At 42.0% G+C, this 14,434-nt stretch carries 12 protein-coding genes and 1 pseudogene; 3 read left to right on the plus strand and 10 right to left on the minus strand.

Annotated features, from left to right (window positions below; genetic code table 11):
* Nucleotides 1–1,072 (minus strand): Ig-like domain-containing protein (locus tag F944_RS17075; protein ID WP_004988698.1); only part of this gene is annotated, 1,072 nt, incomplete at its 3' end.
* Nucleotides 1,073–1,685: 613 nt separating this feature from the next.
* Here F944_RS17075 and F944_RS07085 point away from each other — a divergent pair.
* Nucleotides 1,686–2,030, plus strand: coding sequence for a winged helix-turn-helix domain-containing protein (locus F944_RS07085; RefSeq protein WP_004988700.1), 345 nt, complete (start codon nucleotides 1,686–1,688; stop codon nucleotides 2,028–2,030).
* A gap of 25 nt (nucleotides 2,031–2,055) precedes the next feature.
* Here the strand turns inward: F944_RS07085 and hemN are convergent, their stop codons facing one another.
* The 5 genes and pseudogenes from hemN to F944_RS07110 form a co-directional block, all read right to left on the minus strand.
* Nucleotides 2,056–3,420, minus strand: a complete 1,365-nt coding sequence (gene hemN / locus F944_RS07090) for an oxygen-independent coproporphyrinogen III oxidase (RefSeq protein WP_010588961.1) — start codon at nucleotides 3,418–3,420, stop codon at nucleotides 2,056–2,058.
* Nucleotides 3,421–3,687: 267 nt separating this feature from the next.
* A pseudogene (locus tag F944_RS07095) lies at nucleotides 3,688–5,120 on the minus strand (amino acid permease).
* Nucleotides 5,121–5,307: 187 nt separating this feature from the next.
* Nucleotides 5,308–5,667 (minus strand): RidA family protein, encoded by a 360-nt coding sequence (locus F944_RS07100; protein ID WP_004988714.1) that lies wholly within the window; start codon nucleotides 5,665–5,667, stop codon nucleotides 5,308–5,310.
* Between the two features lie 10 nt (nucleotides 5,668–5,677).
* Complete coding sequence (gene alr, locus F944_RS07105; protein WP_004988716.1) at nucleotides 5,678–6,781, minus strand: alanine racemase; 1,104 nt, start codon at nucleotides 6,779–6,781, stop codon at nucleotides 5,678–5,680.
* Nucleotides 6,782–6,810: 29 nt separating this feature from the next.
* The gene (locus F944_RS07110; protein WP_004988718.1) at nucleotides 6,811–8,070 is read right to left on the minus strand and encodes a D-amino acid dehydrogenase; all 1,260 of its coding nucleotides are present in this window, start codon (nucleotides 8,068–8,070) and stop codon (nucleotides 6,811–6,813) included.
* 137 nt (nucleotides 8,071–8,207) lie between these two features.
* Between F944_RS07110 and F944_RS07115 the strand changes: the two genes are divergently transcribed.
* Nucleotides 8,208–8,675 (plus strand): Lrp/AsnC ligand binding domain-containing protein, encoded by a 468-nt coding sequence (locus F944_RS07115; RefSeq protein WP_004988721.1) that lies wholly within the window; start codon nucleotides 8,208–8,210, stop codon nucleotides 8,673–8,675.
* A 401-nt stretch (nucleotides 8,676–9,076) separates the two neighbouring features.
* A complete protein-coding gene (locus F944_RS07120; protein ID WP_004988723.1) occupies nucleotides 9,077–10,291 on the plus strand; it encodes an amino acid aminotransferase in 1,215 nt (404 codons plus the stop codon).
* A gap of 72 nt (nucleotides 10,292–10,363) precedes the next feature.
* On the opposite strand, the gene F944_RS07125 is transcribed toward F944_RS07120, so the two are convergent.
* From F944_RS07125 to lldR, 4 genes are all read right to left on the minus strand, one after another.
* Nucleotides 10,364–10,669, minus strand: coding sequence for a hypothetical protein (locus F944_RS07125; RefSeq protein WP_004988727.1), 306 nt, complete (start codon nucleotides 10,667–10,669; stop codon nucleotides 10,364–10,366).
* A gap of 120 nt (nucleotides 10,670–10,789) precedes the next feature.
* Nucleotides 10,790–12,508, minus strand: a complete 1,719-nt coding sequence (dld, locus tag F944_RS07130) for a D-lactate dehydrogenase (RefSeq protein ID WP_004988730.1) — start codon at nucleotides 12,506–12,508, stop codon at nucleotides 10,790–10,792.
* 13 nt (nucleotides 12,509–12,521) lie between these two features.
* The gene (gene lldD, locus F944_RS07135; protein ID WP_004988732.1) at nucleotides 12,522–13,679 is read right to left on the minus strand and encodes an FMN-dependent L-lactate dehydrogenase LldD; all 1,158 of its coding nucleotides are present in this window, start codon (nucleotides 13,677–13,679) and stop codon (nucleotides 12,522–12,524) included.
* On the minus strand, nucleotides 13,676–14,428 hold the full coding sequence (gene lldR / locus F944_RS07140; protein ID WP_004988736.1) for a transcriptional regulator LldR: 753 nt from the start codon (nucleotides 14,426–14,428) through the stop codon (nucleotides 13,676–13,678). The genes lldD and lldR overlap by 4 nt, the downstream gene beginning before the upstream one ends.
* Nucleotides 14,429–14,434 lie beyond the last annotated feature (6 nt).

A 14,434-nucleotide genomic window follows, 5' to 3' on the forward strand; every position in this document is an offset into this window, starting at 1 on the left:
CCGGTAAGGTCACTGTCACGTCTGCACCCGGTTCGGTATTACCTGTGATGTTGAGACTGCCATCATCATTGCCAGTTACCGTCACGTCTTTTGGTAATAATGGAGGTGTGGTATCCGCAGCAGTAATATTATTGTCCGCAGAAATATTACCAGATACATCCTGAACACTAACATTAAGATTTTCACCATTCGTCTGTGCAGGTGTTATTGTAATTTTATAATTACCTTCAGAATCAGCAACACCCGAACCAAGTAACTTCCCAGTATCATCTTTAATTATTACAGTACCACCCGGTAATGCTTTACCAGTAACTTCTGTACCATCGTGACTAAGATCAGCAGTTGGAGATTTTACACGTACATTGTCCGATGAGTTATTAGCATCATCCATTACTCTGACAGAATATTCACCATCGACTACTTTATCTTTAGGAATTTCTATTTTATAGCTTCCGTCAGTGTTTGCTGTCCCTGTATGTAATCCACCTTTTGAATCTGTAATAAAAATTTTTCCATTAGGAATGGTTTTTCCACTGATAGAAATACTACCATCTTCATTTTGTTTTAAATGGATACTCGGCGTCGGTATTTTATCGTCAGGAATAGTTGGAGAATTATCATTACCAGAATGATGTTTACTATCACTATTTGATGCAATTGCTACTGTAGCTCCAGCAGCAGGAAGGGCTGCCCATAACCATGGTGATACTGAATTATCGTGATACAGAAAAATTTCAATATCATCTACATAGCTATAATTTACACCCTCAACTACAGCGCCATGATTATCAATATAATTTATCCAAGATAGGGTATGGTCTTTATTTTCGAATGCTAATGTATTTTTACTTGAATCGCCTGAACCATTCGAATCGAAGAAGTCAGAGATAATAATGACTTCACCTGATTTTAATGTGACTTTGACATTTCGGCCATCTTTTTCAATTCGGTTCACATCCTTAATATCAACCTGCAATAGAACCACAGAAGGTTCTAAAAGCGTTAAACTATCTTTTTGACCCTCCAAAAGAATTTCATGAGTTTTTTTTGATACAATCTTTACATTAGCCATTTAAAGTATCTCGCAAGAGTTGGCCCAATACAAATAAACTCATTCATATTTATAAAATCCGAAACAATGTAATCTTCAGAATAAATACAAATAAAATTCAATTATTTGACCAATAAAATAAAACTAGACTTTCATACTTTAAAATATACAAATCGGCCTATTTATTTTCTTATCATTTTGCGATTGCTTTTTTGTCATCAAAAACAATGTAAAAAAAACACTATAGAAATAATGAGATAGAACAAAAAGAAGACACCTAAAATTGACTATTTATTTAGAATTTCGACCCATTAAAACCAACCATTTTAATATGATTAATCAAAATTAAACTCATTATAGTTAAGATTCTTAAATTTCACCTATAACAACATCATCTAAGATAAATTTTCAAATTACCTAATAGCTAAAATAGTTTATTATATTTAATACAAGAAAATCATTTAACAATCAATACAAATCTAAAACCAACAACTTATTCTAGTGATTTAACTCAAGATAAATCATTTATTAAACAATATAAATATAATTTTATTTTTGTTTTTAAATTAGAACTTTTCTGTATTTCATTATAAAATTTTACTGATTTCCTTTTTATGATCATTATGGCTTAACAATGGCTCAACTCAAATTACGTCTTAGGTTGATGGTTGATCAAGAGATTGCTTTTGGTCCTGGAAAAGCGGACTTACTCGAAGCCATTCAAGCGACAGGTTCCATTTCTCAAGCAGCTAAAAAAATGAACATGAGCTATCGTCGCGCATGGCAACTGGTAGAAACCATGAATCAACTTTATGCTTCGGCTTTGGTTGAAACCTATAAAGGTGGCGAATCAGGTGGTGGGGCGATCGTCACCGCTTTTGGCTTTGATATTTTAAAGCAGTTTAGATATATGGAGCAAAAAGCCCTAGCTGCAATTGAAGCAGACTTCCAACAGCTTTCAGGTTATTTAAAACCCTAAGCTGTTCACGTCAATTGAAGCTAAACTAAATCGTCATCGAAAAAATCTGGTTATTCGGTATTTTACGTTTCATTCGCAAGTCAAATGCCATACAGATATTACGAACAAACGCCTTGCCTTGCTCTGTAACCTGCATACTTTTTTCACCGATTTTCAGTAATTGATCTTGCTGCATTTCTTCAAGCTGCTGTAACACTCGCGGCAACTCTTCAAAGCTTTGCGTTGGGTCTTGCCATGAGGTTTCAAACTGACACATGAGATTTAAAATATGCTGGCGAATCATCAGGTCTTCTGACGTCAAAACATGTCCACGAAACACTGGAATTTCATTGTTTTCCAGTCGAGCATAATAGTCTTCCAATACCTTTTCATTTTGAGCAAAGCTGTACCAGCTATCACTAATCGCAGACACACCCAAACCAATCATGACTTGGGTTTTAGATGCGGTATACCCCATAAAGTTACGATGTAACTGACCCTGTAAAAAGGACTGATACATCGGATCAGTTTTCAAGGCAAAATGATCCATCCCAATTTCGACATAACCATGATCCAGCAATTTTTGTTTGCCGGCTTCATAAAGTTTTCGTTTCACTTCATCTTTGGGCACATCATGATCTTTAAAACCACGCTGACCATTGCCTTTAATCCACGGCACATGCGCATAACTATAAAAAGCCAAACGGTCGGGCAATAATCGATTAGTTTGGTCTATGGTATACAGCACATCGTCCAATTCCTGAAAAGGCAAGCCAAACACCAAATCATGGGAAATCGAGTCATAACCAATTTCTCTCGCCCATTGCGTCACATTGGCGACATTTTCAAACGGTTGAATGCGATGAATCGCTTTTTGAACCTTTAGACTATAATCCTGAACCCCAAAACTTACGCGACGGAACCCGAGATCATACAACGCCTGTAAATGTGCTTTGCTGGTGTTGTTCGGATGCCCCTCAAAACTAAACTCATGATGTTCAGCAATCTCAGCCTGATCCAAAATACCATGAATGAGTTGTTGTAGATGTTCGACTGAAAAAAAGGTCGGCGTACCACCACCCAAGTGGATTTCACGAATAATCGGTTTTTCTTCCAATAATTCACAATACAATGACCATTCTTTGAGTACCGCCGCAATATACGGCGCTTCAACTTCATGGCGTTTGGTGACTTTTTTATGGCAACCGCAAAAAGTACATAAGCTTTCACAAAAAGGTAAATGAATGTACAGGCTGATGCCTTCACTTGCATTTGATTCAATAAAAGATTGGCGCAAGGTTTGCTGCCAAGCCTCTAGTGAGAATGTATCTTCCTGCCAATAAGGAACAGTCGGATAACTGGTATAACGAGGTCCTGGAACATTATATTTTTGAATCAAAACATTTGACATTTCAATATACCCAAATACCTTTATCTTTTTATTATAATCCATTTAACCCTATACAAAAACCTCAAAAATAAATTAATTAAAATTAAATAACTAATAAAAACAATATTTTAATTTTAAAAAATAATCATTCTCATCCATTTCTGTTTTTAAAATTAGATATTATAAAACCTATGATTTTGGTTGGGATTAAAATAATTTATCAAATTAATTAAAATAAAAAAGGCATATTTATTTAAATAGATATGCCCTCAAAAAAGCGCGATTTAATTAAGAACTTTTTAGCTGTTTGAGTCGCTTGATACGTGGTTTATACAGCAACTGATACGTTACCGCCAAAATCAACAACCATAGCGGACTCACATATAAGGCTTTTAATGTATCGGGTTCCAGTGCCAAAATCACCAAGGTGAACAGCAAGAATGCCAATACCACGTAGCTCATCCAGATTCCACCCGGCATTTTAAAGGTCGACTGGGCATGTAATTCAGGTCTGAGTTTACGATAACGCAGATAGCACACCATGATCAGCCCCCAAACGCTAATAAATAAAATCACGCAAAGAGAACTGGCTAAGGTAAAGGCTTCAATGGTATTGGGTACAAAATACTGTAATGCCGCACCCGCCATAATAAACAGACAGGAAAACACCAAACCATTAGCTGGAACAGCGCGTTTGGATAACCGCGCCAATCTTGCGGTGCCTGCCCCCCACGGGATAAACCAAATAGCATCCGACTGGTCGAAAACACACCACTGTTCATGGAGGAGGTTACTGAAGAAAGTACCACCAGATTCATAATAATCGCTGAAGTTGGAATCCCTGCATGTAAAAATAATTCAACAAATGGGCTTTTATTAGCACTGATCATATTCCACGGTGTGACTGACATCACCACCAATAATGCCAACACATAAAACAAAATGATCCGAATCGGGATTGCATTAATCGCTTTGGGTAAATTCTTTTTCGGATCTTTGGTTTCGGCTGCTGTGGTGCCAATCAGCTCCACTCCGACAAAAGCAAACACCGCAATCTGAAAACCTGCTAAAAAACCCTCGGTACCTTTAGGAAACATGCCACCCGAAGACCAGAGATTACTTAAAGAAGCAACGGTACCCGTTGGTGCCTGAAAATGGCTAAACACCATAAAACCACCAATTGCAATCAATCCAAGAATCGCCAAAATCTTGATCAAAGCAAACCAGAATTCGACTTCACCAAATAAACGCACGGTGAGCAAATTCAGCGCCAATACAAACAATACACAGCCCGCACTGATCAGTGCTTGTCCCATCGGTGTAAAACTTACGCCATCAGGCAACCAAAAACCCAGATAATTAATAATCGCCGCCAGATCGGCTATACCCACCAATACCCAGCCGAGCCAATAGGTCCAACCCATATAATAGCCTGCACTCGGGCCGATCAAATCATGTGCCATATCAACAAACGATTTGTAATGCAGATTCGCCAACAATAGCTCGCCCAACGCGCGCATCAGGAAGAAGAACATGACCCCAATGATCATGTAAATAAATAAAATTGAAGGTCCTGCCAATGAAATGGTTTTACCAGAACCCATAAATAGCCCAGTGCCAATCGCACCGCCAATCGCAATTAGTTGCAAGTGTCGATTGGAGAGTTTACGTTGAAGATCATGCGACGAATGTTCGTCTTCAGAATGACGTACTGTTGTCATGATTAAATATCCTTTTTAAATGTCCCTTTTTTTGATCAATTCTGTGTGACTGCCAACCAAAATAACAAGGCAGAAACCGCAGAATTGATGCCGAGTAGCATCAAAATAAAAACCAGAAGGCATCCTTTTCCGTGGCAATTCTGGTTTTAAAATTAAACATTAGATGAATGAAAATAGATCAATCGGTTTATTGCTGTGCTGCAATCACGGCGATTTCAATCAACCACGCGGGATTGACTAAATCTGCCTGAATCGTAGCGCGGGCAGGCGTTGCCAATCCATCTAACCACTCAATCCAGATCGCATTGACTTGAGCAAAGTCATCTAGGTTTTTAATAAAAAGCTGCGCTGAAAGCAGACGCGACTTATCACTTTTCGCCTGCGCTAAAAGTTGATCGATGGTCGCCAAGATTTCGCGGGTCTGACCTTCAATATCAAGCTCCGTGTTTTTGGGTACTTGTCCCGACAAATACACCACTTGATTAAAAATGGTAGCCGAACTCATCACCTGATTGCTGTTAATTCTTTCAATATTAGAGACTGACATCACTCTATCCTTATGCTTCAATAAAAAATGGAACACGTGCGGTTACACCACACATCAATTCATAACCCACGGTGTCTGAGGTCGCTGCGACTTCATCAATTGGCAAAATCGTACCCGAACGAGATTTGCCCCAAAGCACCACTTCACTGCCAATTACCGCATCTGCAATCTCGGTCACATCGACCGCCAACATATCCATACTGACCCGACCAATCGTGCGAGTGCGGATGCCATTGACCAACACAGGCGTACCCGTAGCAGAAATACGCTGATAACCATCGGCATAACAACAGGCCACAATCCCGATTTTCATGGCTTGCTCGACCTGAAAGGTTGAGCCATAACCGACCGTTTGCATGGGTTGTAAATCTTGAATGGCAATGATTTCACTGCGTAGACTCATACTGGGTTGTAAATCCCAGTCCTGAATCGAGTGTTGGGGAAAATCAGGCGAGCTGCCATAAAGTAAAATGCCCGCACGGACAGTTTTAGAAGTCAGTTGCGAACCATGCCGCAGGATCGCAGCGCTGTTACAAATCGAGCGTTCACCTGGTAAATCCTGCACTGTGTCTTCAAAGATTTTGAGCTGTACCTCAATCCCAGATTGCCCCAGACGCTCACCATCGGCATCGGAAAAATGCATCATATGCGTGAGGCTATTTACTGTGTTGCAAGATCGAAGTGACTGCCATATTTCGCGGTAATACTGTGGCTGAAAACCCAGACGATTCATGCCGCTGTTCATTTTCAGGAAAATATCAAACTGAGCAGGCTCAGGATGCTGTCGCACCCATGTCGCTTGTATTTCACTATGGACACTAAAACTGAGTTGGTAAGCTGTACAGTCAAACAAATCCTGCGCTGAAAAAATGCCTTCGAGCAGCAAAATTGGCCCTGTCCAGCCGAGTGCACGTAAGCGTTTGGCTTCATCGATATCTAGTAAGGCAAAACCATCAGCGGTTTTGAGGGCGGGATAAACCCGTTCAATGCCATGCCCATACGCATTGGCCTTTACTACTGCAAAGACCTCATGCTGTGAGGCATGCTTTCTGGCAATGTTAAGATTATGTGCCAAAGCATTTTGATGAATGATGGCACGGATTGGACGTGGCATGGTTCTTCCCTGAACTTGAGTATTTGATCTTAAGCTGCGTGTGAATAACGCAGGATCGATAAGCCTTCGGTACTAATTTCAGGCTGATGATTAAGCACAAGGTCGCTAATCAACTTGCCTGAACCACAGGCCATGGTCCAACCAAGTGTGCCGTGCCCTGTATTTAAAAACAGATTACTAAACCGCGTCGCACCGATGATTGGGGTACTGTCTGGCGTCATTGGACGTAAACCTGTCCAGAATGAGGCTTGCGCCATATCTCCGCCTGGGAACAGATCTTGAGTGACCATTTCTAAGGTGGCACGACGATCCTCATTCAATCCCAGATTAAATCCACTGAGTTCCGCCATTCCACCGACACGAATCCGCTGATCAAAACGGGTAATGGCTATTTTATAGGTTTCATCAAGCACAGTAGATTGCGGTGCAAATTCAGGCTGAACGATCGGAATCGTCAGTGAATAACCTTTAACAGGATAAACGGGTAAATTTAAATGCAAGGGTTTGAGGAAATCGCGCGAATAACTTCCAAATGCCAACACATAACGATCCGCAGTTAAAACCTGACCGTTGACTCGAACACCTTTGATTTCATCACCTTCGACCAGCAAGGCTTCAACATTTTGGTTAAATTGAAATTCAACCCCCAACGCTTTGGCTTTTTCTGCTAATGCATTGGTAAATAAATAACAATCACCTGTTTCATCATTGGGTAAATGTAAACCACCGACCAGCTTGTCTTTGGCATATGCCAGTGCGGGTTCAACCTTGGCTAAATCATTTTGATCAAGCAATTCATAACTGACACCGCACTCTTTGAGGACTTTGATATCCCGATGAACCGCCTCGAGTTGGGATTCGTTACGAAACACCTGCAAGGTGCCTTTGGCACGGTTTTCATAACTGATCCCCGTGGTTTCACGTAGTTCTTTTAAACAATCGCGGCTATATTCGGCCACGCGCATCATCCGTTCTTTATTTTTGGTATAGCTTTCTAGATTGCAGTTTTTCAGCATTTGTGCCATCCATTGTAGTTGCCACATGCTGCCATCAATATTAATCGCAAGCGGTGCATGATGCTGAAACATCCATTTCACTGCTTTAAACGGAATCCCTGGTGCTGCCCAAGGGGTCGAATAACCTGGGGAAACTTGTCCTGCATTACCAAAACTGGTTTCTTCGGCAGGCCCAGCTTGACGATCCAGTACCGTGACTTGTGCTCCCTGTTGCGCAAGATAGTACGCACTTGCGACACCAATCACACCACTCCCTAAAACGATCACGCGCATTTTTCTTCCCTCACGCAGTCCAGTGAATTTAACTAGTATATTTTTGCTTCAATAGTTTATTTCACTGTTTTAGGCACTATAATCTAGGAAAATTGGCAGTTTTGTCGTGTAGAAATTCTAAAAAAAGGAAAAAAATAATGCGACCACTGGATCGAACTGATCGGCAGATTCTGGATATCCTGCAACGTGAAGGACGTATTGCGATCAGTGAATTGGCGTCTAGAGTCAACTTATCAACCACGCCCTGTTCAGAACGGGTCAAGCGGCTAGAACGTGAGGGCATCATCATAGGTTACTATGCACGGCTCAATCCTGCACATGTCGATCGAAATTTACTGGTATTTCTGGAAATTAAGCTTTCTGCCAAATCAGGCGATGTATTTGATCAAGTCGCCCGTGATCTGATTGAAGTACCGGAAGTGTTAGAATGTCATTTAATTTCAGGTGAATTTGATTATCTGGTCAAAGCCAGATTGAAAGAAATGAGTGCTTACCGAAAATTATTGGGCAATATTTTAAAAAAACTGCCTGCATCGGCTTCATCGCATAGCTATGTGGTGATGGAAGAAATTAAGGAAACTTTGTATCTAGATTTATCTCAATAAAGAATTTTATTCAGATATATTCTCGTCAAAAGAGAATTTGCATACTGTTTCCGCAAATTAAGCTTCCTTTAAGTCTCAAGTTTTAAATTGAAGTCCTCAGAGCTTAAAACTTTTGCCACACTCCCCTGTGTGGTTTTTTTTGGCTAAAATTTAGAAAATTGCACTTTTTTAATGCATTTCTATCCTAAAAAACGCATCGAAGTATAAAAAAGTTTTAACATTCACTTCAGTAATCTTTGCAAACCAAGATTAAGAATTTTTCAGTTCTAAGACTAGAAGAGCATGGCACGATACAGGTCTTACTGCTACATTAGTCAGGTTTGATGTTTGCTTAAATCTCATGCACTCGCACCAACTCCGCGCAGTTTTGGTTCAAACTGCGAAATGAAAGGATTTTTTTGATGTTTCAACATATCCCCCCATATGCAGGCGATCCGATTTTATCGCTTATGGAACAATTCAATGCCGACCCACGTCAAGGCAAAGTCAATTTAAGTATTGGTCTTTATTATAATGAAGACAGTATTGTGCCTCAGCTTGATACCATTATTGAAGCGCAAAAACGCATTGAACCCCTGCAAAGCAAAACCAAGCTATATTTGCCAATGGAAGGCTTCAAACCTTATCGTGAAGCGATTCAAGCGTTATTGTTTGGAACAAATAGCCCTGCTGTAAAAAGTGGTCGCGCTGTCACCATTCAGACTTTAGGTGGTTCAGGTGCGCTTAAGGTTGGCGCGGATTTTCTTAAAAATTATTTTCCAAATTCTGAAGTCTGGGTCAGTCAGCCGACTTGGGATAACCATGTAGCCATTTTTAATGGAGCAGGCTTTAAAACCCATTTTTATCCATATTTTGATGCCCAAACGGGCGGTGTGAATTTTGAGGGAATGCTCTCTGCCCTGAAACAACTGCCTGAACAAAGTATTGTGTTATTGCACCCATGCTGCCATAACCCAACGGGCGCAGATTTAAATCCTGCACAGTGGGATCAAGTGATTGAAGTACTGAAAGCGGGCAATCTGATTCCATTTTTAGATATTGCCTATCAAGGCTTTGGCGATGGTATGGATCAGGATGCTTATGCGATTCGTGCGATGGATCAAGCAGGTCTGAATTTTATCGTCAGTAACTCTTTTTCCAAAATTTTCTCACTTTATGGCGAACGTGTCGGTGGTCTGACTTTTGTTTGTGATGATGTTGAAGCCGCTCAAGCCACTTTTGGCCAGTTAAAAGCCACTGTACGTCGTATCTATTCTAGCCCACCTACCACAGGGGCTTGGTTGGTGGATCAGGTTCTTAACGATGCTGAGTTAAATCAACAATGGCAGGGCGAAGTTCAGCACATGCGTGAACGTATTATTAAAATGCGTCAAATCTTACGTGACGAATTAAGCAAAGCCTTGCCAGATCGCGACTTTAACTATCTGGTAGAACAAAAAGGCATGTTTAGCTATACAGGTCTTACTGGCGAGCAAGTCGACACCTTACGTGAAGACTATGCCATTTATTTGGTGCGCAGTGGCCGTATCTGTGTCGCGGGTCTCAACATGAATAATATCTATGTGGTCGCAAAAGCTGTGGCAGAAGTCTTGGCTAAAGCGCCTACACCAGCTTAAGCATTGATCCACGACGAAGCATTAAACAAAGCCTGAGATAAACATCTCGGGCTTTGTTACTTTACGTTTAAATTAACGACCATACCCTGGATCAGGGTTAGTTGGTCGGTTAAAACCTGGATCAATCTGATTTGACTGGTTATTTTCTCCCGGACGTAAACCACCATTGTTTGAGCCTGACGGATAGTTATAACCAGGATCGGGATGATCATGGGTGGTTTCCCCAGGTCGCAATCCACCATGATCATGTGCAGGTGGACGGCTAAAACCGGGGTCTGCTTGACGGCCTGATTGATTGATATGATCATCAGGCGTCACGATACAAGCAGTCATTAATGTTGCAACTGCCAATGCAGCCAATATGGTCTTGATGTGCATCAATCTTCTGCTCCTTAAAATAGTTGTTATCAGGTGCTTAAAATTAGCGTGAGTTGTTTGATTTAGACTTTTAAATTATGACGAATTCTAGCAAGGATAAAGTTGCAACTATGTAACCCACTAGGATGAAATCTTGCTTTTACCCCAATATTTAAGCTTAGACGTATGTCCAATTCCGACATTAAAGCTATTGGTCGGATCGAGCTTTTGATAAAAATTGGCTAACGCTGGTTTGGCGATATATAAATGTCCTACATTATGTTCTGCTGGATATTCTGCTCGACGTGCATCCAGCAATGTCCACATTTGATGTTCCATCGCTAAAGGATCAACGCCTTTTTTGACAATATAGTCCTGATGAAACACATGGCAGAAAAAATGCCCATAATACAGTTTATGTAAAATTTTCTGTTCCATGTCAGTAGGAAGTTGTTCAACCCAGTCTCGATCGTTACGGCGCAGGGCAATATCCAGTGCCACAATATCTTCTACTTCGCTACGATGGGTATCGCGATAACGTATCGCAGCCCCCGCGATGGCAAAGCGATGTAAAAAGGCTTTTCGGCCTTCCTCCTCATCACATAAAAAATAAGCCCCAGTCGCATGTACAGCAAAATATTCTTCTAAAAATTGTTCAGTCTGATCTTTACTATTGTTTTCCACTCGTAAAATCAAATGATGCTCATATTGATCGTGAAACTCTGTCATACGTTTAGGTAAATGATTCGGCAAAAAGAAAGTCAACGCTTGTAATAAATGATCCGTCAGTCCTTTAATTTTAAATTTTTCCAGAAAACCATCCACCTTATCTTTTAAAGCAAAAGCTTTCGGGACATTGGCGGTACCAAATTTTTCAATAAACAGAAACGTGTCTTTGCCATACTTCTCCCCAATCCGATATGCATCACGATGAATATATTCCCCTGCAATCGGTAAACTGGGTAACGACGTTAGTAGATAACGACGAATTGCCGTCAGGTCATTGGCATCGTTACTGCCAATATAGAACACATCGCTTGCCACTTTTTCATACGTATCCAAACGTACTGCAAATACACAAACTTTTCCCGCTGAACCCGAAGCCTCAAACAAACGTGAAGGATCTGCGTTAAATCGTGCTGGACTATCTGCATCCACCTGTGTCACATCATGCGCATAACGCTGATCGGATGCCTGACGCGTTGCATCATGCTGTATATCGCTGACCTGATATTGCTGCTGCTCTAATCGACTTAAAATTTCCTCTGGAGTTTGTCCCAGATCAATGCCTAAATGATTGATCAGACGTAACTGTCCCTGATCATCCACCTGCGCATACAGTGCCAGTTCAGTATAGGCTGGCCCACGACGAACCAATGCTCCACCCGAATTATTACACACGCCGCCTAACACCGATGCGCCAATACAGGACGAACCAATCACCGAATGCGGCTCACGCTGATAAGGCTTTAAAATCTGTTCAAGATTATCCAGCGTCGCACCCGGTAAACACACCACCTGTTTACCTTGATGAATCACCTGAATGCCTTTTAAACGACGTGTACTCATGATAATCACAGGACGGTCATAGTCTTCGCCATAAGGTGTTGAGCCGCCGGTCAGCCCCGTATTGGCCGCCTGCATGATCACAATACAATCTGCGCCAATCACAGCCTGTAATACCTGCCATTGTTCCAACAAGGTTCCTGGACAGACCACGGCCAACACTTTGCCTTCACCTAAGCGTCGACCCTGACGGTATTGCCGAGTCTGTTGATCATCGGTCAACAGATGGGATTTACCCACGATCTTTTCAAGCTGATTCAATAGCTGCGTGGCTATAACAGGCTGTTGTGTCATCAAATCGATCCTTTTATTCGGCTTGCATCAATTTATTGACCTGTACCAGACAATCCGTATTAATATCTGCAATGCTTTTTGCACCGGTTAAGGTCATGGCAACCCGCATTTCTTTATCAATCAGATCCAGTAAATTGCTTACTCCTTGTCCCCCTGCGGCGGCAAGTGCATAAACAAATGCTCGACCTAACATCACGCTATCTGCACCCAACGCCAGCATACGCACCACATCCAGACCGTTACGGATTCCGGAATCGGCCAGAATGGTCAAATCGCCTTTGACTGCATCGGCAATCGCAGGCAAGGCACGTGCTGAGGACATCACGCCATCGAGCTGACGCCCACCATGATTGGACACCACAATCCCATCGGCGCCAAAACGTACCGCATCTTTGGCATCTTCTGGGTCTAAGATGCCTTTGATGACCATCGGGCCATCCCAAAATTCACGAATCCATTCCAGATCTTTCCAAGAAATGGATGGATCGAAATTAGAACCCAACCAACCGATATAATCTTCTAGCCCAGTCGGCTTACCTAAATATTTGGAAATATTGCCCAGATCATGTGGACGTCCTAACAAACCGACATCCCATGCCCATTGTGGATGCGTTACCGCTTGCAAATAACGGCGCATCGCTGCATTGGGGCCACTCATGCCTGAATGTGCATCGCGATAGCGTGCGCCCGGTACTGGCATATCTACCGTGAATACCAAGGTCGAACAACCCGCTGCTTTGGCACGTTCCAGTGCATTGCGCATAAAACCACGGTCACGTAACACATAGAGCTGAAACCACATCGGACGCTTAATGGCAGGCGTAACTTCTTCAATCGGACACACAGAAACAGTCGATAAGGTAAATGGAATCCCCTTTTTATCTGCGGCGACTGCGGCCTGTACTTCACCCCGACGTGCATACATGCCTGTTAAACCCACAGGAGACAATGCCACAGGCATCGACAGGGTTTCATTAAAAAGTTTGGTTTCCAGACTCAAACTGGACATATCGTTCAACACACGTTGTCTTAATGCAATTTGCGATAAATCTTCAACATTTCGCTTCAGCGTATATTCTGCGTATGCCCCGCCATCAATATAATGAAATAAAAAAGGTGGCAAACGACGACGCGCCGCTTCACGATAATCATTTGAAGAAGAAATAATCATGTTGGATCAATCCTATGTAAACGTGTAGCACGTTTCTGGCGAGCTTCGTCTTCATCCAGAGAACGTACATGATCGATGACAAATTCAATATGGCCACACACTGCATCTCGTGCTGCCTGAGCGTCTTTACGGTCAATGGCATCCATCACCTGAAAATGCTGATCACTGAGTAGATCGGCACTAATCGGATGTTCATAGACTTTTTTACGCCCTAAAAAGACGTTGTATTGCAATAAATCAAATAAACTGCGCATCATTTGAATCAGCACCACATTATGCGATGCTTCGGCAATCGCCAGATGAAAATTGGCATCAGCAACTGCCGCTGCTGCGGAATCCCCATGTGCCTGATGCCGTGCTATTTCATCAAAATACTGATGGATCTTGGCGCGATCAGCGTCGGTTGAACGCAAAGCAGCATACCAAGCTGTCCCGCCTTCAAGTACCAAACGCGATTCCTGTACATCAAAACGATAATGTGGATCGTCCTGCATCAAATGGCTAATCGGTTCAACAATCAACTGCTGCGACCATGTTTCAGGTAGCTGTTGAATATAAGTACCATCGCCACGACGACTGGATAAAACTCCCAGACTAATCAATTGCTGAATCGCTTCACGTAGCGATGGACGCGAGATCCCCAAACTGGTCGCGAGTTGACGCTCGGCAGGCAAACGATCTCCTTGTTTGAGATTACGCTGCTCAATAAGCGTCTGTAACTTTTGTACCACCTGATCAGAGACTCGCATTATTTT

The sequence above is a fragment of the Acinetobacter ursingii DSM 16037 = CIP 107286 genome, from assembly GCF_000368825.1.
GTDB lineage: Bacteria > Pseudomonadota > Gammaproteobacteria > Pseudomonadales > Moraxellaceae > Acinetobacter > Acinetobacter ursingii.